Raw genomic sequence first — 24,757 nt, 5'->3', positions numbered from 1 at the left:
CCCTGCCATCTAGAGCGCCGACCCGTTCGGCGCTCTGCGAGATCGCGAAGCGAGCTCGCCTCGGGGGGTGAATCGACCGGGCTTTGCCCGGGCGAGAGGGGGACGCGAGGCGTCTCCCTCGGGACAAAAGAGCGAGAACATCGAGCGGTTGTCAAACCGATCGATGTTCTCGTCACGCGTTTTCGCGCATGAGCGCGCGATACGCCATCTGATCTTCGTACATTCGCAAAAAGACCCGGTGTTTCCGGTCGTGGAAACGCGCGACCTCGCCGCCCGTGGGCGTGACGACCGCGCCCGCCTCGCTCATCGCGCCCATCGCCGCGAGCACCGTCGGCTGATCGCCCGAGGCCACGGCGCCGAGGATCGCCGCGCCGAGCAGGACCGCCTCGGGCTCGCGGGGCAGGATCACGCGGCAGCCCGTCACGTCCGCGTGTTCCCGCACGAAGACCGGGTTCTTCGTGTCCCCGCCCGTCGCGTAGAGCGCCTCGATCCGGTAGCCCGCCTGGTTCATCGCCGCGAGGATGTGCCGCGTCCCGTGCGCGAGCGCCTGGATCGACGCGAGGTACAGGACCGCGAGCGCGTCGACGTCGTCCGCGAGCCCGAGCCCGCTCACCATGCCCTTGAGCGTCGGATCGGCCCGCGGGGAGCGGTTGCCGTGGTGGTCCGGCAGCACGTGCACGTCGCGCGTGATGGCTGCCGGGAACGCGTGGTTCGCGGCGAGCGCGTCGAGCCGCTCGTTGAGCAGCGCGTACACCGTCGTCCCGCGCCGACGCGCTTCCTCCGCGAGCTCGGGCCCCCGCGCGTGCGCATGCACGACGTGATCGATCAACGCGCCCGTCGCGCTTTGCCCGCCCTCCGTGAGCCAGAGGCCCGGGATCATGGCCGAGTTGTAGGGGCCCCACACGCCCGGCACGAAGCGCGCTTCGCGGGACGACGCCATGTGGCACGTCGATGTCCCGCCGATGAGGGCGAGCCGCTCCTCCATCGCGGCCTCGTCGGGCGTCGCGCCCTTCGTTGGTATCCCAAGCAACCCGAGCCCGCCGGCGTGCGCGTCGATGATCGGCACCGCCACGGCCGTCCCTGCGCGGAGGCCCAGCTCGGCCGCGGCGCGCTCGGTCAACCCTCCGGCGCGCTCGCCCATGGGCCGCACGCGTTTGCCGATGCGGGCAAACCCCTCGTCGACGAGATCGCCGAGGCCGATCGACCTGAAATACGAGCTGTCCCAGCGCCCGATGCTCCCGTCTGCGCCCGGCTCGTGCCCGAGGTAGGTCCACTTGCACACCGTCGTGCAGAGCGAACGCACGTCGCTCCCGGTCGCGCGATAGGCCAAAAAATCCGGCAGATCCAGGAAACGCGCGGCGCGCTTGTAGCTCGCGCCGAGGTGCGCCCGGAGCCAGAGCAGCTTCGGCGTCTGCATCTCCGGCGAGATCACGCCGCCCACGTAGCGCAGGACCTCGTGGCCCCCTGCGTTGATGCGCGCGGCCTCCTCGATCGCGCGGTGATCCATCCACACGATCACGTTCCACCGATCGTCGCCCGTGGGGCTCACGGTCACGGGTCGATCGCCCTCGTCGAGCAGCACGAGCGAGCACGTCGCGTCGAACCCCACGCCGACCACGAATTCAGGGCGATCACCCGCCTCGCGGAGCGCGCTTCGCGTGGCCTCGCACGCGGCCGTCCAGATCTCGTCGGACGACTGCTCGACGAAGTCCGGCGCGGGGCGATGCAGCGAGATCGGTCGTACACCGATCCCGAGCTTGCGTCCTTGGCCGTCGAAGAGGGCGGCGCGTACGCTGCCCGTGCCCACGTCGATCCCGAGATAGTGACGGTCTTGCATCCTGGCCGATTATACTCGGCGCCCATGTTTGGCCGGACCCTTCGTTTCGCCCTCACGCTCGTCGCCGCGCTGCTCCTGCTCTCGTGCAATCGAAGCAAGGAGGGAGGCGCGACCAAGATCGCCGTCATCCCCAAGGGCACGACGCACGAGTTCTGGAAGGCCGTGCACGCGGGCGCCGTGAAGGCTTCGCGCGAGATCGGCGTGGAGATCGTGTGGAAGGGCCCGCTCGCGGAGGACGACCTCAAGGGCCAGATCGACGTCGTGCAGAGCTTCGTCGCCCAGGGCGTAAGCGGCATCGTGCTCGCGCCGCTCAACGACAAGGCCCTCGAAAAGCCGGTCGAGGGCGCCGTGAAGGCGAACATCCCCGTCGTGATCTTCGACTCGGATCTCGCGGGGAGCGCCCACAAGAGCTTCGTCGCGACCGACAACCTCGCGGCTGGCCGGCTCGCCGGCGAGAAGCTCGCTGCGCTGCTCGGGCAGAAGGGCAAGATCGCGGTGCTCCGCTACCAGGAGGGCTCGGCGAGCACGCAGAAGCGCGAGGAGGGGTTTCTGGAGGCCATCCGGAAGATGCCCGAGATCAAGATCGTGAGCGACAACCAGTACGGCGGCGCCACCACGGAGAGCGCCTTCGAGAAGGCCGAGAGCCTGCTCGCCGCGCAGAACGCCGGCAGCGGCGGCGTGGACGGTGTTTTCTGTCCCAACGAATCGACCACGTTCGGGATGCTGCTCGCGCTGCGGAAGGCGGGGCTCGCCGGGAAGATCAAGTTCGTCGGGTTCGACGCGTCGGAGAAGCTCGTCGGCGCGCTTCGGGATGGGCACGTGGACGCGCTCGTCGTCCAGGATCCCTTCAAGATCGGCTACGAGGCGGTGCGCGTGATGGCCGAGGTCCTCGCGGGCAAGCCCGTCGCGCCGCGCATCGATACGGGCGCGGTGGTCGTCGACAAGGCGAGCCTCGACAAGCCCGAGACGAAGGCGATCGTCGCGCCCGATCTCGCGCCGTGGCTCGGGAAGTGACCGGCGTCGCCGCGCGCGGCGTGACCAAGGCGTACGGCGCGACGATCGCGCTCGCCGGCGTGGATCTCGAGGTCCGCGCCGGGGAGGTGCACGCGCTGCTCGGCGAGAACGGGGCAGGGAAGAGCACGCTCGTGAAGATCCTGGCCGGCGCGGTGCGGCCGGACGGCGGGCGCCTCACGCTCGACGGCGCGCCGTTCGCTCCGAAAGATCCCGCCGCCGCGCGCGCGGCCGGCGTGCGCCTCGTCAGCCAGGAGCGCGCGCTTTGCCCGCACATGACCGTGGAGGAGAACGTCCTGCTCGGCGGCGAGCCCACGCGGCTCGGCGTGCTCAAGCGCGAGGAAGCACGGGCGATCGCGGCGCGCGCGCTCCTCGCGATCGATCCTTCGGGCGCGAAGAAACATCGCCTGCGGCCGGACGTGCTCGTGCGGGACCTCGGCCCGGGGGAGCGGCAACTCGTGGAGATCGCCCGCGCCATCACCGAGCCTCGTTGCCGCTTGCTCCTGCTCGACGAGCCCACGTCGAGCCTCGGCGCCGACGACGTCGAAGCCCTCTTCGCCGTGGTCTCCCGCCTGCGCGAGGCTGGCCTCGCCATCGTGTACATCTCGCACCACCTCGACGAGATCCGCCGCATCGCCGACCGCTTCACGGTGATCCGCGACGGCCGCACGGCCGGGACCGGGCGCGTCGCCGAGGCCACGCCTGCGGACATCGTGACCATGATGGCCGGTCGATCCATCGAGGACCTCTATCCACGATCGCCGCGTGTCCCCGGTGACGTCGTCCTCTCGACGCAGGATCTCGCCGGCGCGGGGTTGCCCGTGCGCGCGAGCCTCGTGCTTCGCCGCGGCGAGGTGCTCGGCATCGCTGGCCTCGTCGGCTCCGGCCGCACCGAGCTTTTGCGCGCGATCTTCGGCCTCGATCGTGTGCGCCGCGGCGAGGTGCGCGTGGGCGCGTACGTGGGCCCGGCTTCGCCTGCGGCCCGGCTCGCGCAGGGCGTGGGCCTGCTCAGCGAGGATCGTGGCGGCGAAGGCCTCGCGCTCGGGCTCACGATCGCGGACAACGTCACGCTCTCGCGACTCTCGGGCCTCGGACCGCTCGGGTTCGTCGTGCCTGCGCGGATGCGCGCGGCGGCCGCGCGGTTCATCGAGAAACTCGGCGTCGTTTGCGCTGGGCCCGACGCGCCCGTCGGATCGCTCTCGGGCGGCAACCAGCAGAAGGTCGCGCTCGCGCGGCTGCTCTACCACGACGTCGACGTGCTCCTGCTCGACGAGCCCACGCGTGGCGTGGACGTGGGCGCCCGCGCCGCGATCTACACGCTCATCGACAGGCTCGCGTGCGAATCGAACAAGGCCGTCCTCGTGGTGTCGAGCTCGGCCGAGGAGCTCGTGGGGATCGCGGACCGCATCGCGGTCATGCACAAGGGCGAGCTTGGCCCGGCGCGGCCGGTGGGTGAGCTCGACGTCCGCGCGGTGATGCTGGAGCAGGCAGGGGCCTCATGAAGTACTTGCGTAAGTACCCGTTTCTCGGCCCCCTCGTGGCCGTCGTCGTCGTCTACGTGATCTTCGCGAGCGTCGCGCCTGGCTCGTTCACCCGGGCGGAGAACCTCACGACGATGGCCGGCCAGACCGTGGTCGTGGGCATCGCGGCGAGTGGCATGACGCTCGTGATGCTGCTCGGCGGGATCGATCTCTCGGTCGGCTCGAACGTCGCGCTCTCCACGGTCGTCTGCGCGCTTTGCATGCGCGCGGGCGCGCCTGCGATCCTCGCCGCTGCGGCTGCCATGGCGAGTGGCCTTCTGGCGGGGCTCGTGAACGGCGCGCTCGTCACGACGCTGCGGATCACGCCGTTCATCGTCACGCTCGGCACGATGCGGGCGCTCCGGGGCCTCGCGAAGGGGCTCGCGGACGAGCAGAAGATCGACGCGCCCTCCTCGGGCCTCGACGCCCTCGTCGCGCCGCTCCCGCCTGGGTATGGCTGGGCCCTGTTTCCGCCGGGCGTGTGGATCATGCTGGCCACGTCGGGGCTCGTGGCGGCGATGCTCGTGTACACGAAGGGCGGGCGGCACATCGTGGCCATTGGGTCGAACGAGGCCACGGCGCGGCTCTGCGGCGTGCGCGTCGAGCGCGTGAAATGGCTCGTCTACGGGCTCGCGGGGCTCTTCGCCGGGCTCGCGGGCGTCATGGAGTTCTCGACGCTCACGGTCGGCGATCCGACGGACTCGGTGGGTCTCGAGCTCGAGGTGATTGCGGCTGTGGTGATTGGCGGCGGCTCGCTTGCGGGCGGCGAAGGCTCGGTCGCGGGCGCGCTCTTTGGCGCGCTCCTCATGACCGTGATCCGTACGGGATCGACCTACCTCGGGATCGACAACTGGGTGCAGGACATCGTGACCGGCGGGATCGTCGTGACGGCGGTCGCGCTCGATCGCGCACGTCGCGCGGGCGAAACGCGGAGGTGAGCGGCTCGGGAGCGCCTCGCCGCTCGAAGAGCTGGAACATCAAGCGGTTTGCCACGACGCAGAGATCGTGGATTTCTTGCGCCGCAGCGCCAAGCCTGGCGATGTCGCTCGCCGCGGCGGGAGCACCCCGCGTGCTCCTCCTTGGAGCTCATGGTCCGGAGGAGCTGGGGCAGCGGACGGCCCATGCCTCGTCCGCGAAGGAGCCGAGGTGCTCGATGAAGAGCTCTACTTTCGCCGCGTCCGTGGGACCGAAATACACGCGGTGCTGCTCGTCCTTCCGGAGATCGACCACCGGGGCCTCGGAAAAAAACGCGCACGAGGTCGGCGTCGTCGTCTCGACGATCGGCAACGTCTCGCCGCTCGCGGCCCGCTCGACGCGCAAGGGGACCGCAGGATGCACGAAGATGGCGTGCTCGCCGTCGCGCGTCGCCAGATAGCCGACGACGCCCGAGCTCTCGCCCCCCTGCGACGGCAGCGCCACGCGAAATGCATCGTGGACGTCGTCGACGCTCGGCAGCGCCGCCGCATCGTCTTTCGCCGCCACGACGTCCGTCGGCTCGCCGTGCTCGACGTGGCTGCAAGCGTGGGCCACGGGGAGCTCGCCCAGGCGAGGAACACAAGCCTTCTCGCCCTGCTCGACCACCACGTGGCTGCCGCATCCGGCGAGCAGGAGGAGCGCCGCGACGAGCGCGAGCCGCGAGGGCGCGGCCGATGAGCGGCGACGGCGCCGCGCCATCGAGAGCGCCAGCGCGGCCAGAGCGAAGCGAGCTCCCTCGCCGTCCTGCGCGCCCACGCGACAACCGCAGCCGGATTCGACCTCTCGGTCTCCGTCGAGGGCAACGTCCGCCGCGCAGCGCGCCTGTGCAGCGTCGCAATGGGAGCCCTCCGTGCAATCGGCGTCGGTCGCGCAGCCGCAATGGGACGAGCCCAGCACCGAGACGCACCGCGCCCCGCCAGCGTCGCCATTGCATATCTCTTCTTCGTCTCCGTCCGGCACGCCGTCGCAATCTTCGTCGACGCCGTCGCACAACTCGGTGGAGGGCTCTTTCGGTACGGCCGAGCATACGACCGGCGCGCCGTCTTCCTCGCAGGCGTACGTCCCGCTCGCCTTGCAAGCGCCAGCGCCCGCGTCACAAGGGAGGCCGACGTCGTCGGGGACGCCGTTGCAGTTCGTATCGACCCCTTCACAGACCTCGGTCGCGCCGGGGTGAATCGAGGGATTCGCGTCGTCGCAATCGTTGTCGTTCGGCGCGTATCCTTCGGGCGGGGCGCACATCGTCACCACCGTATCGCTCGGATCGCCAAATCCGTCGCCGTCGACGTCGCGCCCGTTGAACGTGACGAAATCCTCCACGCTCTCGATGACGAGCGGGGCTTTGGCCCTGGAGGACGGGCCGAGCACCACCCGATAGCGGACGAAATCGAGCTCGTAAACCGCCGTGCGTTCGAGGGGCCCGCAGGGGGTGATATCGTGGAGCAGGAGCGGCGCGAGCTCGTTGCCCGCCGGATCGAAGACGCGCAGCGTGACGTCGGGGTCCGAGAAGAACGCCCACGGGCCGGCGCGGCTCTCGTCGGCCACGCGGTACGTCACCGTATTCGCTTCGAGCGGCGTGGGCAGCGTGATCTCGTAGAGGGTGTGCACGTCGTCCACGTCCGGCGCCGAGGCGATTTCGGTGAGCCCCGGCGCGGCTTCGACGGCCTCGTAGGGGCCATGCTCGGCGTGGAAGCACGAATGCCCCACGAGCGCGGGGCCGAGCTCTTTGCAATCCGGAGGCAGGTCGGCCGAGGCTGCATGCGGACAGAGCAGCGCCGACAGCCCCGCGAAGAGGTACGCGCCGCGGCGCCGCGACGAGCGTCGCGTGATCGTCGCCATTTCAACCGTTCCTTTCGTGCGCGAGCGCGTCATGGCACCACGATCTCGCGCTCGAAGATGACCTCGAAGGTCGGCTCGCCCCCGGCGGAGAAGCGCAGCGAGTATTCGTGATCCTCGCCGAGCACGGCCGCCCGCGCGTTCCGGATGCGCGCGCACACGGGCGGCGCCTCGCGCACGCTCACCGGGACGTCCTCGGCCGAGCCGACGTCGACGATCCCGAGCCCGACGTCGGCGCTCAGGAAGAACGTATACGTGTACGCGTCGATGGTATTGCCTGCGAGAGGGACCTTCTGCGACGCGTGCCCCGCGTAGGATCCAGCCATCCCCGACGACGGCAGGTGAACCACGTACAGCTTGTGCGTCGTCCCTACCGCGGGCGCGGACGCAGGCGTCTCGGTGGCGACGATGTTTGCGTGGGGCTCCTCGAACGTATGCCCGCAAGCGTGTTCGAGGAGCGCGTCCTTTGCCGCCGTCGAGAACACGAGCCGGCCTGCATCGAGCCCATCGTGCGTGTCGTCGAGCAGCACGCCCGAGGCGCTGCGCAGCGCGCCGAGGTCCACCGCGTACGTCGACTCGTAATCGAATGGCAGCGAGCCTCCGTCGGAAGGATCGGGTGGACCGACCGCGAGAACGAGCTCACGCGCGTCCTCGGACCATTGCGCCGGAACCGTCCGCGAAGCGCCTCCCGAGCCGGTGATTGAAGCGGTCTCGACGCTCGTGTCCATGGGCACGCTGAACGTCACGCGGACGATCTTGCGCCGCAGCGTGACTGCGTCGTCGCGGTAGAGCTCGAATGGGTAGACCGCCACCGCGCCGTGCGGCGGATCCGTGGTCTTCACGAAGGGCCGAGGCTCCTCCACGGCGGCGTCGGGAGCACCAGCGTCGCCCGTCGGCTCCGCGCCGTCGCCGCAGCCGGCGACGAGCACGCTCGCGAGAATGACGACCAGATGTCCGAGCCAATGGTTTTTCGTATGGGTTCGTCCGCGCATGGCCGCCGCTCCTCAAAATACGGTGACGTCGGCCATCGATGCCGGAGATTCGTCGTCGCCGACGTCGTCGGTCGAGCCCGAGCCGAGCGCGCCGTTCTGGCCCTTGCCCCAGCACCGTATCGCCGCGGATTCGAGCCTGACGCAGACGTGCGAATACCCCGCCGCCACCTCGCTCACCGGCGACGCTCCGCCCACGGCGACGTCGGGAGGCGGCAGCTCGCCCGGCATGTCGCCCACGTACGTCGTCGCGCCGCTACCACATTGGCCTGCGCTGTTGTGGCCCCAGCAGCGCAGCGAGCCCTCCGCCGTTCGAACGCAATTGAATCGATGGCCCGACCCGATCCCCGTCGGTGTGCCCTCGCCGATCGCCACGTCGGGCGGCGGCATCTCCCCCGGGGCGTCTCCGATTCCATCGACGTCCGGATGGCCGAGCTGAAATCGCTTGTTCGTCCCCCAGCAGCGCACGGCGCCCGACGTCAAGAGCGCGCAGGTGTGCTCGTCGCCGGCGCCGCCCATGGCGATTGTCCCTCCCAGGAGCACGTCGGGCGGCGGCATTTCGCCCGGCTCGTCGCCGACGCTGTTCGTCGAGCCGAGCCCGAGCTGCCCGGACTCGTTCTTGCCCCAGCAGCGCAGCGCGCCCGTCTCCATGCGGGCACAGGTATGGTCGTAGCCGGCGAAGAGGTACGTGGCCGCTCCGCCGAGCGGCACCTCCGGCGGCGGCATCTCGCCCGGCTCGTCGCCGATCGGGCTCGTATGGCCTTGCCCGAGCTGGCCATAATCGTTGTCACCCCAGCAGCGCACGCCGCCGGTCGAGAGCAACGCGCAGGTATGCCGCCCGCCCGCGACGAGCTGCATGACCGTTCCGCCCACGTCGACCACGGGGGGCGGCAATTCGCCGGGCTCGTCGCCGATGTGGCTCGTGTTCCCCTGGCCGAGCTGCCCGAATTCGTTGTATCCGAAGCAGCGCACGGAGCCGCCCTCGAGCCTCACGCATGTGTGCGCGCCGCCGAGCGCCACTTCGAGCACAGGCTCGCCGAGCGGCACGTCGGCGGGCGGCAGCTCGCCGGGCTCGTCGCCGAGGTGGCTCGTATTCCCCTGGCCGAGCTGGCCAAACTCGTTCGAGCCCCAGCATCGCAGCGTACCCTGTGGTCCGATCGCGCAGCCGTGCGCGTCGCCCGCAGCCATTTTCGCGGCGACGAGCTCCGGTGCTGCGCCGCCTTGGCCTCCGCTGCCTTGGCCTCCGCCGCCTTGCGCTCCTTGCCCACCCGTCCCGATCGACCCGCCGCCCATTCCTCCCGCTGCGTCGACTCCGGCGTCGACCGGCGTCGGATCCACGGGCTCCTTTTCAGCTCCGTCCGCACAGCCCCAGGGCCCGAGCGAGCCCAGCGAGGCGCACGCCAGCGCGACCCATCCTGCTCGGCGCATCATTTGACCTCCGTGACAAACGGTCCCTTCGAAATGCGAGAACGAAGCCGCCGCGCACCTTGCCCCGCGCGGCGGCCCCGTGCGAGCGCGTTATTCTTCGAGGTTCTCCGGGATGACGAGCAGAGCCGCGGAGGTGTTCGTGAACTCGACCGAGTAGGTCTCGCCCGACTCGAGGTCGTACGTCTTCACGTACGACAGCGCCGCGTCCGTGCCGTAATCCGGCAGGCTCGTATTGTTCGAGCCGGCGCAGACTTCCGCCGTCAGGGTCGTGGACCAGACCGGCGTGAGGACCGTCGTGCCGAGCTTGACCGTGACCGTCACGCTGGGATCGGTATAGAAAGCGTGCTCGGCGTCCTCATCGGCCTCGAAGGCGACTTTGCCCGCATAACTCGAGCCCGAGCCGGGCAGCGTGACGTTGTAAGCCCCGTGCTCGACGAGGAGCGGCGCCGTGCCGGAGGTGACGGCGGTGACGTTCGTATATGCGCCGCCCGGCGGCGACTGCGCATGGCTGCATGCATGCTCGATGTCCTCGGCCGTCGCGAGGCGCTGCACGGCCTCCCCCACGCCGCCCTCTTGCATGGGCTCTCCCGCGCAACCGACGAGGCAGCAAATGACGATGGAACTCGCCCACAGATACACGTTTTTCATGACCTCTCCTCGTGTCGGAATGGGCCCGCCGCGCGGCGCGCGCACGGGCTCCTCCCACGCGGACGTCGCAAAGCCCCGAGGCACCGCTGCTGCCACGGGGGACCGACATCCACCGCGCTGACCTACGGTAACAGCAACGGAGTTGCAAGTGAAATTTTAGTTGGCGGACTGGATGCGCAAAACGGAGACGAATTTGCCATCGAGTCGAGATATCGATCCGTTGTACGGTGAGGGCCCTCTCGTCGGGCGGACAAGGTTGCGTTCTTCACGCGGTGTAGCGCGTGGGATTCTAGATTTATGGAATGGCAGAGAGCCTCTTCCTGAATATCAATCCGTTCGTGGAACGGCTGGATGTTCGAGCTCGGTTGTCCCGAGGGGGAAGCCTCGCGTCCCCCTCTCGGCCAAGCGAATCCCCGGCCGATTCACCCCTCCGAGGCGGGATCACTGCGCGATCTCGACGCTCTAACTCGCCTCCCGCAGCCCCGCGAGCAGCGACACCAGCTCCGACGGCTCGAACGGCTTTGCGAGGTGCGCCTTGTAGCCTGCGGCGAGCGCGCGTTCTCGGTCCTCGGGCCGCGCGAATGCGGTGACCGCTACTGCGACGACGTCTTTCCCCTGGCCGTTGTGCCGCGCTCGGATCTCCTGGAGGAGCGCGTATCCATCCATCCCTGGCATCCCGATGTCGCTCACGATGAGGTCGATCGACCGTGACGCCGAGACGTCGAGCGCTTCTGCGGCCGAGGCTGCCGTGCATACGACCGCCTCGTGCTCCTCCAGCACGCGCTTCACGAGCTCGCGTGAATCGGCCTCGTCGTCGACCACGAGCACCGCCACGCCGTGCAGGTGCCGTGGATCGTTTGCGGGCACGCTCGGGGGCAGCCGCGTGGGCATGCGGATGCGCTCGCCGACTTCGCAGGGCAGCTTGACGGTGAACGTCGCGCCTTTTCCTTGGCCTTCGCTCTCGGCGCGCACCGCGCCCCCGTGCAGCTCCACGAGCCGCTTCACGATCGAGAGCCCGAGACCGAGGCCGCCGTGCTGCCGCGCCATCGAGGAGTCGGCTTGGCGGAATCGTTCGAATAGAAACGGAAGGAAGTCGGGCCTGATGCCTTCTCCCGTGTCGCGCACGGTGATCACGGCGTCCTTGCCCTCTTGCGCCAGCATCACCTCGACCTGGCCGCCCTTGGGCGTGAACTTGATGGCGTTCGAAACCAGGTTCCAGACGACCTGCTGCAGGCGCGCCGGGTCCCCGCGCACCGCGACGCGCGCCGGATCGCGGGGCCCGCGCAGCGTGACGCCTTTGGCCTCCGCGGAGGCGCGGCAGGCCTCGATCGCGGCCTCGATCACGGGCGCGAGTTGTGTCGGCTCGAGCTCCACGTGGATCTTGCCTGCGACGATCCGGCTCACGTCGAGCAGATCGTTGATGAGCTGCGCTTGCAGGTGCGTGTTTCGCTCGATCACGGCGAGCCCCTTGGCGAGCTGCTCTGGCCGGATCCCGGGCCGTTGCACGAGCTGCGACCAGCCGAGGATCGCGTTCAGCGGCGTGCGCAGCTCGTGGGACAAGGTCGCGAGGAACTCGTCCTTCATCCGGCTCGCCCGCTCGGCCTCCGCCCGCGCCGTGCGCTCGCTCTCGAGCAGGAAGGCGCGCTCGATCTCCACCTGCTTCTCCTTGGTCACGTCGCGGCAGATCCCCACGATGCGGAGGGTCTTGCCTGCCTCGTCGTAGGTGATGCGGCCGAGCGTGTGGATCCACCGCTCGCCTTGCTTCGGGTGCGAGAACCGGAACTCGTGCGAGAAATCCGGGATCCGCTGCGCCATGCGTTGCTCCATGTAGGCGTTCGCGCGCGTGAGATCGTCCGGATGCACCCCTCGGACCCAGTCGGCGAGGTGCACCGTCCGGTTCTTCGGATCGAAGCCGAACATGTCGTACTGGACCTCGGACCACGTGTAGAGGTCGCTCGCGACGTCGTACTCCCACCACCCGGCCTGCGCCCCGTCGAGGGCCATGCGAAGCCGATCCGCGCTTTCGGCGAGCGCCGCGGCGGCCTCCCTGCGCTCGGTCACCTCCTCGCAGACCACGTTCACGCCGACGATCACGCCGGACGCGTCGCGAAGCGGGAAGAAGCTCTCCAGCCATACCCGCGTCTTGCCGGGCTGCGCGGGCGTCTCGCCGACGAGCTCCACGTTCCGGAGTGGCTCGCCCGTCTCGAAGATCTTCCGGAACATGGGCTCGGCCTTGTCGGCGAGCCCCGGCAGTATCTCGCGCACCGAGCGGCCGATGTGCGCGGCCGGCGTGAAGCCATTGATCTCGGCGAGCCTCTGGTTGATTCGCACCCAGCGGAAATTCCGGTCGATCACGCAAAGCCCGATCGGCGCGGCCGCGTACGTCGCTTCGAGCTCGGCGAGCTGCCGGCGCGCGACCGCCTCGCTCTCCCGCTGCGCCTCCTCGGCCCGCCGCGCGGCCTCCAGCGACACCAACACCTCGCGCTCGCTCGCCTCCAGCGCGGCGGCTCGTTCGGCGATCCGCTGCTCGAGCTCGGCATTGCGACGACGAACCTCGGCCTCGGCGCAAATGCGGGCTTCGAGGTCTCGCGCGAGGGCGGCTTCACGCGCACGCCTCGCGCGCTCGTTTAGCACGCTGATGGCCACGCCCACGGCCACGAAGAAGCCGAGGCGCGCCTGATCCGCGCCGGAGGAGATGGTCAGGCTGCCGATCGGGCACAGGAAGAGCGCTGCGCCGAGCAACGCGGAGAGGGCCGTGGCGAGGAGGCCTGCGAGGATTCCCCCATACACAGCGGCGATGGCCACGGGCAGCAGCAGGGCGAGCAGGGGCGCATTGCCATCCAGCCACGGCTCCAGGGAGAACCGGACGAGGACGATCACGAGCATCACGGCGATGGTGAGCCCGTAGGCGTGGAGCGCCTTCCCCGGACCTAGACGACCACTCCGGGGGGCCTCGAGCCGCGCTTCGCGGCATTCGTCGGCTGTTTGCATCGACCCTCGCTCGGAACGGCGGAACCAGGGTACACCCGTCCTGACAAGGCTAACGGGATGGAAGCGCGTTCGCAACGTGCACCGCCATCTCGCGCTGCTCGCCCACGCCCGGTCGATCTCCTTTGAAAAGCGGACCGACCGGGCGGAAGCGTTTGTCGTGATGTACCGACGCGGAGGCGCCTCAGCCCGCTCGGTCGGCGAGAATGCGCACCTTGAAGCCGAGCTCGCGTGACAGCGCGACCATCTCGTCGAACACGTCGCCGTAGGCCACGGCCACGTGATTCGAGAGGTAATGCGCCATGAGCGTATCGCGCCCGATCCCCATGTCCGCGGCCATGAATGGCCATTCGCGCGTCGTGCCCTCCCACCAGGCGTCACGCACCGCGGGCGGCAGTTTGACCACCTCGCCCTTGCCGATATCCATCCAGAGCGCGCCTTCCTTGATGTACGTCCGCGCCCAGGTCATGGCCCCTGGCAGGCTCTCGCCGGCGAGCGAGCCGCCCGGCGTCGGGAAATACATCGCCGGCTGCCGGTAGCTGTGCGCGCCGCGCAGCGTGTCCTTGTCGTGGTTGAACGCGTAGGCGCCGCACGAACCCGAATTCAAGAGCACCCACAAGAACCGGCCGTCGTGCTCGCCGCCCCAGCGCACGTCGTGGAACATCACGGCCTCGTGCAGCCCTTTTTCCCGCAGGAGCCGCTTCATCAGCTCCATGGGAATCGCGTTCCCCTGGTCGGCCTCGGTCGCGCAGGCGATCGTCGTGCCATTCGACTCGGGGCGACACGCCGAATTGAACAGGCCCTCGGCGAGGTCCGAGGGCGGGCGCAGCGGGATGAGCCCGAGCTGGTATTGCCAGCCCAGGCAATCGGCCTTGTATTCGTTCACCAGGTCGAGCACCACGAGGTAATCGCGGAGCTGCTCGCGCGTCGCGCGCTCGTCGAAATCGGCCGCGCCATTTTCGCCCCAGTGGAACGTCAGGCCCCGATCCTTCACGAACCGGAGCGCGTCGTCGATTCGCTTCTCGGCGATGCCCCGGCCCCGATCGATGATCCACGCCTGATCGATCTTGTGCTCCGTGAACCCGTGCTTGTTCAGGAGCCGCGGGCCGAAATACCCGTTGATCATGCCCATCGAGGTGTCGCCGAGCATCAGCAGGAGCACACGCCGCTTGTGGATCTCCTCGGCCACCTTGCGGGCGATCGCCGCCGCGGCCGGGGCGATCGGGCCAGGCTCGCGGATCGCGTCCTCGGGCCAGGCGAGCCGGCCCGTCTGGCACCACATGTCGAGCCGATCCATGAACGCCTTGTCCGTCGTCCAGTCCTCGGCGTCCGTCCAGATCCGCGAGAACGGCCGATCCAGGCTCTCCAGGCAGGCCCCCGTGTTGAGCAGGCCCACGAGGCCGGGCCAGCGACCCGAGAAATTCGACGCCAGGAGCAAGGGGTTTTCCTTGCTGACCACGCCGTCCGTCGTGTGTGGCCCGTAAAACCAGTGCACACACACGCCGATCATCGGGTCGTCGACCGGCCCGAGCTTCTCGATCGACTCGTGGGGCTTCGAGAGGAACCCCTCGATGCGATAGGGCGAATGACCGAGCTTTTGCAGCGCTCGTTCGAGCTGGATCGTCGCGGCCGTGATGCTGGGGACGGCGACCTCGTTCGGCTTGGCCCGTGCGTCGCCGGGCCAGAACAGGGCGATCTTTTTCATCGTGGGGGTTTGGGGGCGTAGCTCGGCCCGTCCGAGCGTAGCCCCCATCGTGGAACGAAGGCATCGACTACGTGCCGGCCGGCGTCAAGCGCGCTCGAAGAGCCTCTCGTGCAGCACCGCCGACGCGGCGCCTACGTCCTTGTCGGCCACGAGCATCGTCAGGCTGATGCTCTTCATGCCGTAACTCACCATTTCCACGTTCACGCCTGCGTCCGCGACGGCCTGCAAGATCGCCGCGCCGAGGCCCGCTTGCGCCGCGAGCCTTCGGCCCACGACCACCATCAGCGTCTTTCCCGCCTCGACCCGCACCTCGCCGAGCCGCTCGAGGTCCGGCAGGGCGCGATCCAGCGGCTCACGGCGGTCCGTCGTGAACGACACGCTGACCTCGGAGGTCGCGATCATGTCGACCACGACCTCGTGCCGCCCGAGCGCCTGGAACGCCTCGCCGAGGAAACCCGCGGCGCCGAACATCCGCGTCGAACGGATCGTCACGGCGAACTGCCCTTCCTTGTAGGCGATGCTCGTCGCTGAAAGCTCGCTCGGGGGCGCGGCCTCGCGGATGACCGTGCCGGGGTGCTCGGGCCGGTTCGTGTTGAGCACGCGGACCGGGATGTTCTTTTGCATCGCCGGCACGAGCGTCGAGGGGTGCAGCACGCGGCTGCCGAAGTAGGCGAGCTCCGCGGCCTCGTCGAAGCGCATCTCGGAGATCGAGCGGGCCTTCTTCACGACGCTCGGATCGGCGGTCATCACGCCGTCGGTGTCGGACCAGATCTCGACCTCCTCGGCGGCGATCGCGGCGCCGACGAGCGTCGCCGTGAGATCACTGCCGTTGCGGCCGACGGTCGTGATGTCGCCGGCCTCGGTCTTCCCGACGAAACCCGTCACGACGGGCACGACGCCGGCCGGCACGCGCTCGCGCATCGCGCGTTGCATCGCGGCCTCGTAGCCGGGCAGGGGGCGCGCCGAGCCGAACGTGCTGTCCGTGAGGAAACCGAGATCCCAGACGTCGAACGCCTGGGCGGGCAGGCCTTCTCGCGTGAAGAAATCGGCGATGACCCGCACGGCCATGCGCTCGCCGAAGCTCGCGGCGTAGTCGAGGCTGCGCGAGCTGAGCTCCCGCACGAGCGACAGGCCCCGATAGAGGGCCGCGATCTCTTCGTAAAAGGGCGTGAGCAGGGCGTCGTCGCAGCCGAGCTCGCGGGCGATCGCGGCCTGGCGCTCGATCACGCGCTCGGGGGCGTAGACGCCGCGAGCGGCCTCGCGCGCGCCCGAGAGCAGCGCGTCGGTCATGCCCTTGTGGGCCGAGCTCACGACGAGCGGCGTCCGCGCCGCGCGCCCGCGGACGATCGCGAGCACCTTCTCGATCTGCTTGCGGTTGGCGACGGAGCTGCCGCCGAACTTCATGACGATCATGGCGGCCGGACGGTAGCGCAGTGCGTCGAAACGTGCAGCCGGTTTTTCCGGGGTTTGGGGGCCCCGCGCGTCGGGCTTTGCCGGTGAGGCCAGGCGAACGGAATTCCGAGTTTACGGTGAATGTCCGAGCGCAGCGCGAACCACGAGGCCGGCGAGCGCGCCGCCCACCACGATCCACGTCGCATTGATCTTCGGCTGCATCGCGACGGGCAAGGCGGCGGCGAGGAGCAGCCACGCGGGGACATCGACGAGCGCGCCGCGGCCGAGGGCGATCGTCGCGGCGGCGAGCAGGCCGAGCGAGGCGGCGGCGGCGCCGTCGAGCAGACCCGCGAGGCGGGGCGCGGCGCGCATCTTCGGCAGGAGCGGCGCGCTCGCGCGGACGAAGACGAAGCTCGGCAGGAAGATGGCGAGCGTGGCGACGGCCGCGCCGGCGGGGCCTTCGATCAGGTATCCAATGAATGTCGCGGTGGAGAGCACGGGGCCCGGCGTGAACTGACCGATCGCGACCGCGTCGAGCAGCTCCGCCTCGGTGAGCCAGCCCCGCTCGGTCACGAGCCCTGCGCGGAGCAGCGCGATCAGCACGTATCCGCTGCCGTAGAGAATGCTCCCGACCTTCAGGAAAAACAGCCCGAGCGGGACGAGTTTTCCCCCTGTGGTCGCGACGGACGCGGTAACCGGAACCATGAGCGTGGCGGCCGACGCGCCCGCCTTGTTCGGTGCGGAGGGCGGCTTCTCGGGGGGCTTCTTCGAGCCCGGGACGATCGCGCCGAGCGCCGCGCCTCCGAAGAGCACGCCAATTTCATTCACCCCGAGCACGCTCGCTGCGGCCGCGGCGAGGCCGAGCGAAAGGAAGAAAAAATCCTTCTTGCGAGGCAGGACGAGCCGCGCCATGGCTGCGAGCACGATCGAGAGCATCGCGGGCTTGAGGCCATAAAGCAGCCCTTCGAGGGCGGGGAGCGTGCGCAGGCGCTGGTAGGCGATCGCGAATCCGGCCGTGATCAACGCGGCCGGCAGGATGAAGCAAGCCCCCGCGACGACGAGCCCCGGCGTGCCGGCGCGGCGATACCCGAGGTGGATCGCCATTTCGGTGGAGTTCGGCCCCGGGATCAGGTTCGTCGCGGCGAAGAGATCCAGAAACTCCTCGCGCGTCACCCATTTGCGGCGGACGACGACCTCGGCCTCCATGAGCGCGACGTGCGCGGCGGGGCCGCCGAACGAGGTGCATCCGAGGCGAAAAAACAAGAGCGCCACCTCGCGCAGCCGGCCCGGAACGGCCGCGGCGGATGGCGCCGGGGGAGGCTTTGCCTCCTCGTTCAGATGTGGACTCCGCCGACCAGCATGGCGTCGATCTCACGCTCGGCGACGAGCCAATCCTCCACGGGGTCGGTCGTGCCAAGGCCGCGCGTCTCGGCGCGGCGATACGCGGTGAGCGCGATCAGCCGGCGGCGCTCCTCGATCGAGATGGGCCTGCGCTCGGAGGCGGCGGGCGCTTTGAAATCCTCGTCGATCACGGCGGGCGCTTCGGGCGCGGGCGTGGCGGCGACGGGCGGCGGCGCGAGGGGCGCGGCGACGGCGGCGGCGGTGGCCACGGCGGCCTTCGCGCTCTTCTTGCCTGCCTCGCTCTTCTTCGCTGCCTTCTTGCCTTTCGTCTTCATCGATCCTCTCCTCGGTGGTTTCGTCCGGGCGAGGCGGCTCCTATCCTGGAGGAAGGGGGAGGGCAAAGTTCTGGCAGGAGTGTCCGTGTCCACCGAGGCGGCGCCGCGTGGCTTGGCGTCGCGGAGGCGGAGGCGGAGTTCCGGGGCTCCTGCTCCTGCGATGAAGCCGGGGGGTTGACCGAAGCGCAGCGCGGCGCTCAGACAGTGTGGGTGTAACTTTGTGTTGTAATCCTGCCAATGATAGATCTTGACCAATGAGTTTCACGTGTGTATTTGCAGGGTTGGCGTCTTTTGATCGAGTACGCACGGAGGAATTTGTGACCCAACGAAACGTGGTTTTAAAAGTTGTTGCGCTCTTCGCGTCTTGCGCTGCCATCATCAGCGCTTGCGACAGTGCGCCGGTGTTCGACGAGCGGGCCAATGAGAATGTGGCCAGTGCCGAGCAGCTTCTTTGCACCGACGTGGGGAATTCGTGCAGCATCGACGCGGACTGCTGCACGAACCAGTGCTGGGGGAACACCTGCGAGTGCCTGTGGCCTTCGGATTGGGGGTGTACCAAGGACGCGGATTGCTGTTCCCCTGCCGTCTGTACCATCAACGCTCCGGCCACCGTTGGCACGTGTGGCCTCCCGCTCGGTGCTCCGTGCGCTCCGTCCAATGAATTCAGCGAGACCTGCGACAGCGAGGTGTGCTGGGACGGTGTCTGCGCGGAGTGCGAGCTGATCGGGAACGTGTGTAGCGGGACTGAGGAATGTTGTGAAGGCGAGTGCCGCTCGGGGGGATGCTGCCAGCCTCCCGGTGGTGCGTGCGACTCGGACTATGACTGCTGCATCGGACCCAGCCTCAGCTATGGTTGCGACCAGGGCATTTGCCAGTGCCTGTGGCCTTCGGATTGGGGGTGCACCAAGGATTCGGATTGCTGTTCCCCTGCCGTCTGTACCATCAACGCTCCGGCTACCATTGGCACGTGTGGCCTCCCGATCGGTGCTCCGTGCGCTCCGTCCAATGAATTCAGCGAGACCTGCGACAGCGAGGTGTGCTGGGACGATGTCTGCGCGACGTGCAGGCTGATCGGGTATGCATGTGGTGTGGACGAGGACTGTTGTGAAGGCGAGTGCCACTCGGGGGGATGCTGCAAGCCTACCGGTAGTACCTGCTGGGATGACTATGAATGCTGCTCGGGAGGCGTCGGCTCTTGCAACCAGGGCACCTGCCTGTGAATCTGGCCGGGCGTGCGTGACCTCGCCTCCGCTCGCTCGTGGTGAAGCTTCGGCTCATCCGCGGTGAGCTCCGGAGCCCAGGACGGCCGTCCCATAGATACCGCGTCCCTCGGGGGCCGCGTCCATGCCGCGGACGACGACCCCTGAGGGTCCTGCGGAGGCGAAAGCGATATCAGGGGGATCGGGCGCAGCGGAAACCGATGTTGCTGTAGCGGTCCTTCGGCATGTTCTTCACGCGAAAGGCGACACGAACGGCCGAGGCGAGATCGTCGAGCCAGCTCGTGCCTCGGATGACGAGGTGTTCTTCCTCGGGCCGATATTTGCTCGACGTCCATTCCCACACGTTCCCGCCGAGGTCCTTGATCTTTTGCGGCGTATTTCCTCGAGGGTAGCTGCCGACGGGGCACGTCGAGGCACGCTTCATCTCGCCCTTGTCGTTGCCCGGCCCATTCCAGCACAGTTGCTTGAGAGGCGTGTCTTCACCCCAGGGATACGTATTGGCGCGGCTCCCTCCGCGTGCTGCCCACTCCCATTCCTCTTCCGTCGGGAGTCGCTTCTGTTGCGATTTGCAATAAGCTTCCGCCTGAAACCAATCCACGCAGTTGATGGGGTGGTTCTGCCGATCCGCCTCCCCCCAGTTGCAGTACTTGCCGGTGTTCGGCGTGGTGCATTGTCCTGCGTCCACGCATGCGCCATACGCGCCGACGGTGACCTCGATGTCGTCGAGGAAAAATGGCGCGACGGTCACGGTGTCATAGCGGTCGCCCATCTGGAACGTCCCGCCCTCGAGGCGCACCTCCACGACACTCGGGGCTTTCGCCGGGGACGTGGTGGGTTTTGCGGGAGCCGGTTTCGGTTGCGCAAGGGCCTCGTCAGGTCCGTTCGACGCGAGCCACCCGACCGCCGCAAAGCTCCACACGACGATTCCACCGATCCATTGCCGCTTCATCGCTCAACCCTCCCAGGCCCCCGTGGCGAGAGTTTACCACAGGCCGGCCGCTTCGTGTTCTTCCTCGGTGATGCCGCCGTCACGCCGTTCCAACCCGGCGCGGCGCCGTGCGCGGGTGGCGACAGGAGCCCCCCGCGGGCGCCGGAGGCGTGATCCACCTCCGCTCTTCGGACGAAAGGCATAAGGCGACCCCGTCTCCCCCTCGCTCCGCGTCCACCCCACAGAAAGGACGCCCCGATCCTCCCCCGCGCCGCCGCCGCGCGCACCCAGCCGAGCCGTGATCCTCCCGTGGTCACGCCATGTTCCCCAGCACGACGCCCCGTCCCTCCCCTGGTCACGACGCGCGCGGGGTCAGGCAACGCGTGATCCGACCCCCTCGACGAAGCGCACGGGGGCAGGCGAGGTGTTCTGCCTCCTTTTTCTTGACGTGGTCGTGCGCAGTCCAGTAGCACACCTCGTATGCGCCAGATTCCGCTCTCCTATGGCTTGCTCTACTTCCTCGACGATCTCGAATTCACCGAGGCTGCGCTCGCTGCTGACGAGGACGCCGCCCTCCTCGCCCCGCCGTTCACCGAAGCCATCGGCGAGTGGGAGGGCCTCTTCGCGCAGGAGCGCGCGGCGCGTCGCGGGGTGACCCGGGCCGAGGCGGTGGTCGCGGTCCGCAACGAGCGGCTCGATTCGCTCACGAAGCGCTTCGGCGCCGCCGTGCGCGCGTTCGCGCCGGAGCTGCTCGGGAAGTTCTTCGGCGGCGCGGCCCCGGGGCAATTCGTGCGCAAGGGGCTGCGCGCGCAATGCGAGAAGACGCGCGACGTGCTGCTCCCCGAGGCCAAGAAGCTCGGCCCGCATCACGAGCTCACCCCCTTCGCGGCCCCACTCGACCCGGTCAGCAACGCCGCGCTCGCCGCGCTCGACGTCCGCACCAAGGCCAAAGGGAATCGGCAAATCGTCTCGAACGAGACCGACGAATGGAAAGAGGGCATCAACGCCCTGCGCACGACGACCTACGCGGAGCTGCTCAAGATCGCGACCACGAAGAAGTTTCCCAAGTCGTGGGTCGAGTCCTTCTTCCGAAAGCCCGACGGGGCCAAGGGCGAAGACGGCGATATGGACGCGGGCGCCGAAGCCGAAAGCGAAGGGCCCTGAGAGCGTGTTGCTGAACTTGGGTGGCAACTGGCCGATGAGTTCGAGCGGCCTCAACGGGGCCGTGTCGATGTCGTTCTGGGCGAGGGTGACCTCCCCGAGCACGGGGGAGTCCGCCGACACCTCGTGGCCGATGATTTGGAACAAGACGCCGCCCAATCCGGCACCGAGGTTCTTCTCGACCCGGACCTCGCTCGTTTTTCCCCTTCTACAGCTCATCCGGCCCTGGCGCCATGGGACCAAAGTCCTGCACGAGCGCATGGACCGGCGTTCCCCCATGAACCGCCCGGGGCGAGCGTGTATCCTCCGCGGCCATGGACGATCCCTTTCGCGAGCGACGGCTCCCTCCGGCCGAGGTGCGCCGCATCCTGCGCCGGGCCCTGGAGCTCGCCGAGCAGGACGCCGAGACGCAGGCGGCTGAGACCTCGATGACCGAGGCCGAGCTCGTCCGTCACGCGGGCGAGCTCGGGATTCCACGCACAGCCATCCGGAGCGCGACGGCCGAGCAGGCGCCGCCCGAGGAAGTGAAGATCCGGGGCGGGTGGCTCGGCGCGCCGACGCGGACGCTCGCCGAGGAGGAAATCGACGGCGAGATCTCGTCCGATGTGCACGAGGATCTCGTCGACGTGATCCGCAGCGTGATGGGCGACGCGGGGCAGGTGCAGATCGTGGGAAAAACCCTGACCTGGACGCCCACGGTGAACCCGCAGTCGCAGCCGAGGCAACTGTCGGTCACGGTGCGCTCCCGCAATGGAAAGACGCTCGTGCGGGTCGAGGAGCGGTTCACGAACCTCGCCCTGGCCTTGTACCTGGGCATCGGGCTCGGCGCGGGGCTCGGCGTGGGCCTGCCCGCCGCAGCGACCATCGCGGCTGCGACGAAGAGCGGCTTGTCCGCCGTCCTGGCCGCGGTCGCTTGCCTGGCGTTCGCGTTCCTGCTGCCGCGCCTGATTTTCCCCTGGGTCGTGCGGCGCCGAGCGAGGAAACACGACGCGCTCCGGAAGCGGCTCTCGAGCGTGATCCGCGGGGCGTCGCGGGGCATGCGGGCGGCGGAGGAAGCGGGCGCGTCGCGGAAGCGGAAGCGGAAGCGGATTGCGGGCGCGGCGGCGGAGGCGGAGGCGGAGGCGGAGGCGGAGGCGGAAGCGGAGGCGAATTCCCCTCCGGTCGTTAGGCGTCCGTCAAGTCGCTAGAATCACGGCCTTTCCGCGCCACCGACCGTCCCGCCAAACGCCGGGGCGCCCGCAGGTCCGTCACTTTTTTCGTTACCTTGCCCGGAGCCCAGCGTTGATTTGGGTATGGGACCCTCTCGATCGCCTGCGCCCTTCCTCGATCGTCTTGCCGAGCTCCTCGGCCTGCGCCCCGAGATCCAGCGCATCGTCATGAGCGATGACGATGCATACACCCGCGACTCCGCGGAGGACCAAGTCCAACGCGTGTACGACAAGGCGTACCGCCACCTCCCCGACTACGAGCCGCACCCCGACGGCATGAAGCCCTGGCTCCTGACCATCACCCGCAACGTGATGAGCGACGCGCACCGCGAGACGCAACGTCATGAGCGGGTGTTCGAGCCTGACGACGGGCACGTCGACAGAGCCGAGACGCCGGAGGTCTCGCCCGAGCGCGCGGTGGAGCTGAAGCAGGCCCTGGAGAAGGTGATGTCCGCTTTCCGAGACATGCCCCCCTCGCAAGCCGCGGTGCTCTGGATGGTTTGCGTCGAAGAGCGGTCGCACGAGGAGGCCGGCGTGGCGCTCGGGATCTCCGAGGACGCCGCGAAGATGGCGCTTTCGCGCGCGCGGAGGTTCCTCAAAGCTCGGTTCGGCGACGATCTCTTCACGGTCCCGCCTCCCCTGCTCGCGCTGCTCTCCGACTGCGCTCCCTTGCTCGGACACCTTTGGGCCTTTTTCATGGCCATGGTGTTCGCGTCGTTGGTGGTCTCGCCTCGCGAGCCCGCTCCCTTGCTCCACGCTGTGGCGACCGGCGTGGCGCGCGTCATGGCAGCTTCGGCCGCGGACGTTACGCACGCCGCGGAGCCGGTGCCCTCGTCGGATTTCGCTGCCGCATCCGCGCCCGTCCTGGTGCCGTCCACGCCGAAGAGGCAGATGCTCGCCCCGCGTCGTCGGCGGGTCGATAGCGACAAGCAAGGTTTCCCCACGTTCGGTTTGTCCGCGGACCAGAAGGGTTCGTCCGCGAACGCGTCCTTCTAGGATCCGAGCCTCCGAGTGTGCTAAAAGAACCAACCCATGCGCGCGATCGTATGCTGTTCGATCCTGCTTCTCGCGTCGCCCGCGGCGCGGGCGCAGAGCCTCCCGAGCGCCACCGACGAGAGCCCCGAGGCGGACAGGGACCTGGAGTTCCAGGCGTTCGCGCAGCTCGGGGATCACGAGCGCGTCGCGGGCCGGCTGCGCGAAGCCGCCCGGGCCTACCGCCAGGCGCTCAACGTGCGGTCCGATCCGCTCGTCGCGGGGCGTCTCGGGCTCGTGCTGGTCGAGGGCGGTAGGCCCGAGGATGCGACCGAGCTTCTGCTCTACGCGCTCCATCAGGCCCCCGCCACGACGCCCGCGGAGCGAGCCGAGCGCAGGCGCTTTTTCGAGGCGCACGAGGTGGCGCGCGCGCATGGCTCGTGGGTCGAGGTGATCGTCTCCCACGCGGGTGCGCGTGTGACGGTGGACGGCGTCGATCGGAATGCTGTGGGGCGTTCGGCCTTCTGGACGTTCGTGGCGGGGGGAGAGCACGAGATCCGCGCGACCCTCGACGGCTTCGAAGAGGCGGTCGTGACGTTCACGGCCGTGAAGGGGAAGGACATGAAGGTTTCCGTCCCCCTGACGGCGCGCACGGTGGAAGAGGCGCCGGCGATCCATGTCCCCGAGAAGGCCCCGATCGTGACGTTGCCCGTGGTGGTTTCGGGGCCTGGATTTACGAAACAGGAAGACCCGTTCGCGGAAGCAGACAAGAAGGGAATGCGGGGTTATGTCGAGGCGGGGCCGGTGGTGGTGTTTGGCGTGGCGTCGTGGAGCCCCGCGGTAGGTTTGGCGGTGGGTGGGGGAATCCGGCCGAATGAGCACGTGTCGCTGGGGATCGAGGCGCGCGCGGCGTGGCTGACGACGGGCGTCGCGGATCGACCGATCAATGCGATGACGGCAGGTGCGATCGCGAGCGTGTGCGGGCACTACAAGTGGTTCTACGGCTGCGGGATTGGGCATCTCGGGGTGCTCAACGTCGACATCACGAGTCAGGGCTACACCCCCGCGAGTTTTTCGTTTGTCAAGCCCGGCGTGGGAGGCCGCGTCGGCGCCAGGGTTCGACTTACGCAATCCTTCACGGTTCAGGCAGCGGCCGATATTCTCGGCTTATCGAGCGGTGTGATGGTGGTTGTTGGACCAACGATCCTTTCGGAGCAGCCGGCGGTCATGGTCGGCGCCCAGATCGGCGGAGGTTGGGAGTTTTGA

General features: G+C 68.8%; 18 protein-coding genes. 7 read left to right on the top strand and 11 right to left on the bottom strand.

Annotated features, from left to right (window positions below):
* Nucleotides 1-172 precede the first annotated feature (172 nt).
* On the bottom strand, nt 173-1,837 hold the full coding sequence (locus POL67_RS32850; protein ID WP_271924403.1) for an FGGY-family carbohydrate kinase: 1,665 nt from the start codon (nt 1,835-1,837) through the stop codon (nt 173-175).
* A 24-nt stretch (nt 1,838-1,861) separates the two neighbouring features.
* Here POL67_RS32850 and POL67_RS32845 point away from each other — a divergent pair, with 24 nt between their 5' ends.
* From POL67_RS32845 to POL67_RS32835, 3 genes are read left to right on the top strand one after another with little or no spacing between them, the layout of a single operon-like run.
* On the top strand, nt 1,862-2,851 hold the full coding sequence (locus tag POL67_RS32845; protein WP_271924402.1) for an ABC transporter substrate-binding protein: 990 nt from the start codon (nt 1,862-1,864) through the stop codon (nt 2,849-2,851).
* Complete coding sequence (locus POL67_RS53800; protein WP_271924400.1) at nt 2,836-4,350, top strand: sugar ABC transporter ATP-binding protein; 1,515 nt, start codon at nt 2,836-2,838, stop codon at nt 4,348-4,350. The genes POL67_RS32845 and POL67_RS53800 overlap by 16 nt, the downstream gene beginning before the upstream one ends.
* The gene (locus POL67_RS32835; RefSeq protein ID WP_271924398.1) at nt 4,347-5,306 is read left to right on the top strand and encodes an ABC transporter permease; all 960 of its coding nucleotides are present in this window, start codon (nt 4,347-4,349) and stop codon (nt 5,304-5,306) included. The genes POL67_RS53800 and POL67_RS32835 overlap by 4 nt, the downstream gene beginning before the upstream one ends.
* 148 nt (nt 5,307-5,454) lie before the next feature.
* On the opposite strand, the gene POL67_RS32830 is transcribed toward POL67_RS32835, so the two are convergent.
* The 10 genes from POL67_RS32830 to POL67_RS32785 all read right to left on the bottom strand — a co-directional run bounded on the left by POL67_RS32830 (nt 5,455) and on the right by POL67_RS32785 (nt 20,171).
* Entirely contained in the window at nt 5,455-7,179 is a 1,725-nt protein-coding gene (locus POL67_RS32830) for a putative metal-binding motif-containing protein (protein ID WP_271924396.1), read from the bottom strand.
* Nucleotides 7,180-7,208: 29 nt separating this feature from the next.
* Entirely contained in the window at nt 7,209-8,168 is a 960-nt protein-coding gene (locus POL67_RS32825) for an Ig-like domain-containing domain (protein ID WP_271924394.1), read from the bottom strand.
* Nucleotides 8,169-8,180: 12 nt separating this feature from the next.
* Nucleotides 8,181-9,503, bottom strand: a complete 1,323-nt coding sequence (locus POL67_RS32820; protein ID WP_271924392.1) for an RCC1 domain-containing protein — start codon at nt 9,501-9,503, stop codon at nt 8,181-8,183.
* A gap of 180 nt (nt 9,504-9,683) precedes the next feature.
* On the bottom strand, nt 9,684-10,241 hold the full coding sequence (locus POL67_RS32815; RefSeq protein WP_271924390.1) for a hypothetical protein: 558 nt from the start codon (nt 10,239-10,241) through the stop codon (nt 9,684-9,686).
* Between the two features lie 462 nt (nt 10,242-10,703).
* Complete coding sequence (locus POL67_RS32810) at nt 10,704-13,232, bottom strand: ATP-binding protein (RefSeq protein ID WP_271924388.1); 2,529 nt, start codon at nt 13,230-13,232, stop codon at nt 10,704-10,706.
* A gap of 181 nt (nt 13,233-13,413) precedes the next feature.
* Entirely contained in the window at nt 13,414-14,934 is a 1,521-nt protein-coding gene (locus tag POL67_RS32805; RefSeq protein WP_271924386.1) for a hypothetical protein, read from the bottom strand.
* 84 nt (nt 14,935-15,018) lie between these two features.
* Nucleotides 15,019-16,347: an aspartate kinase gene (locus POL67_RS32800; protein WP_271924384.1), complete on the bottom strand. Its 1,329-nt coding sequence runs from the start codon at nt 16,345-16,347 to the stop codon at nt 15,019-15,021.
* A 111-nt stretch (nt 16,348-16,458) separates the two neighbouring features.
* Nucleotides 16,459-17,598 (bottom strand): chromate efflux transporter, encoded by a 1,140-nt coding sequence (gene chrA, locus POL67_RS32795; RefSeq protein ID WP_308789558.1) that lies wholly within the window; start codon nt 17,596-17,598, stop codon nt 16,459-16,461.
* A 62-nt stretch (nt 17,599-17,660) separates the two neighbouring features.
* Nucleotides 17,661-18,002, bottom strand: a complete 342-nt coding sequence (locus POL67_RS32790) for a DUF2934 domain-containing protein (RefSeq protein ID WP_271924380.1) — start codon at nt 18,000-18,002, stop codon at nt 17,661-17,663.
* Nucleotides 18,003-19,394: 1,392 nt separating this feature from the next.
* On the bottom strand, nt 19,395-20,171 hold the full coding sequence (locus POL67_RS32785) for a formylglycine-generating enzyme family protein (RefSeq protein WP_271924378.1): 777 nt from the start codon (nt 20,169-20,171) through the stop codon (nt 19,395-19,397).
* A 459-nt stretch (nt 20,172-20,630) separates the two neighbouring features.
* Here POL67_RS32785 and POL67_RS32780 point away from each other — a divergent pair, with 459 nt between their 5' ends.
* The 4 genes from POL67_RS32780 to POL67_RS32765 all read left to right on the top strand — a co-directional run bounded on the left by POL67_RS32780 (nt 20,631) and on the right by POL67_RS32765 (nt 24,757).
* Nucleotides 20,631-21,314: a hypothetical protein gene (locus POL67_RS32780; protein ID WP_271924375.1), complete on the top strand. Its 684-nt coding sequence runs from the start codon at nt 20,631-20,633 to the stop codon at nt 21,312-21,314.
* A gap of 311 nt (nt 21,315-21,625) precedes the next feature.
* Nucleotides 21,626-22,498 carry a hypothetical protein gene (locus tag POL67_RS32775; RefSeq protein ID WP_271924373.1) on the top strand — a complete coding sequence of 291 codons (873 nt, stop codon included), beginning with the start codon at nt 21,626-21,628 and terminating at the stop codon, nt 22,496-22,498.
* A gap of 105 nt (nt 22,499-22,603) precedes the next feature.
* On the top strand, nt 22,604-23,515 hold the full coding sequence (locus tag POL67_RS32770) for an RNA polymerase sigma factor (protein WP_271924371.1): 912 nt from the start codon (nt 22,604-22,606) through the stop codon (nt 23,513-23,515).
* Between the two features lie 36 nt (nt 23,516-23,551).
* Entirely contained in the window at nt 23,552-24,757 is a 1,206-nt protein-coding gene (locus POL67_RS32765; protein ID WP_271924370.1) for a PEGA domain-containing protein, read from the top strand.

The organism is Polyangium mundeleinium, from assembly GCF_028369105.1.
In the GTDB taxonomy this organism is placed as follows: domain Bacteria; phylum Myxococcota_A; class Polyangia; order Polyangiales; family Polyangiaceae; genus Polyangium; species Polyangium mundeleinium.
This window is presented reverse-complemented; position numbering and strand designations above follow the sequence as displayed.

What these genes read in the sequence shown, in the direction of transcription:
- POL67_RS32780 (WP_271924375.1), top strand. Translation starts at nt 20,631, where the DNA reads ATGCGCCAGATTCCGCTCTCCTATGGCTTGCTCTACTTCCTCGACGAT.
- POL67_RS32775 (WP_271924373.1), top strand. Translation starts at nt 21,626, where the DNA reads ATGGACGATCCCTTTCGCGAGCGACGGCTCCCTCCGGCCGAGGTGCGC.
- POL67_RS32815 (WP_271924390.1), bottom strand. Translation starts at nt 10,241, where the DNA reads ATGAAAAACGTGTATCTGTGGGCGAGTTCCATCGTCATTTGCTGCCTC.
- POL67_RS32845 (WP_271924402.1), top strand. Translation starts at nt 1,862, where the DNA reads ATGTTTGGCCGGACCCTTCGTTTCGCCCTCACGCTCGTCGCCGCGCTG.
- POL67_RS32805 (WP_271924386.1), bottom strand. Translation starts at nt 14,934, where the DNA reads ATGAAAAAGATCGCCCTGTTCTGGCCCGGCGACGCACGGGCCAAGCCG.
- POL67_RS32770 (WP_271924371.1), top strand. Translation starts at nt 22,604, where the DNA reads ATGGGACCCTCTCGATCGCCTGCGCCCTTCCTCGATCGTCTTGCCGAG.
- POL67_RS32835 (WP_271924398.1), top strand. Translation starts at nt 4,347, where the DNA reads ATGAAGTACTTGCGTAAGTACCCGTTTCTCGGCCCCCTCGTGGCCGTC.
- POL67_RS32765 (WP_271924370.1), top strand. Translation starts at nt 23,552, where the DNA reads ATGCGCGCGATCGTATGCTGTTCGATCCTGCTTCTCGCGTCGCCCGCG.
- POL67_RS32830 (WP_271924396.1), bottom strand. Translation starts at nt 7,179, where the DNA reads ATGGCGACGATCACGCGACGCTCGTCGCGGCGCCGCGGCGCGTACCTC.
- POL67_RS32800 (WP_271924384.1), bottom strand. Translation starts at nt 16,347, where the DNA reads ATGATCGTCATGAAGTTCGGCGGCAGCTCCGTCGCCAACCGCAAGCAG.
- POL67_RS32825 (WP_271924394.1), bottom strand. Translation starts at nt 8,168, where the DNA reads ATGCGCGGACGAACCCATACGAAAAACCATTGGCTCGGACATCTGGTC.
- POL67_RS32810 (WP_271924388.1), bottom strand. Translation starts at nt 13,232, where the DNA reads ATGCAAACAGCCGACGAATGCCGCGAAGCGCGGCTCGAGGCCCCCCGG.
- POL67_RS32785 (WP_271924378.1), bottom strand. Translation starts at nt 20,171, where the DNA reads ATGAAGCGGCAATGGATCGGTGGAATCGTCGTGTGGAGCTTTGCGGCG.
- POL67_RS32850 (WP_271924403.1), bottom strand. Translation starts at nt 1,837, where the DNA reads ATGCAAGACCGTCACTATCTCGGGATCGACGTGGGCACGGGCAGCGTA.
- POL67_RS32790 (WP_271924380.1), bottom strand. Translation starts at nt 18,002, where the DNA reads ATGAAGACGAAAGGCAAGAAGGCAGCGAAGAAGAGCGAGGCAGGCAAG.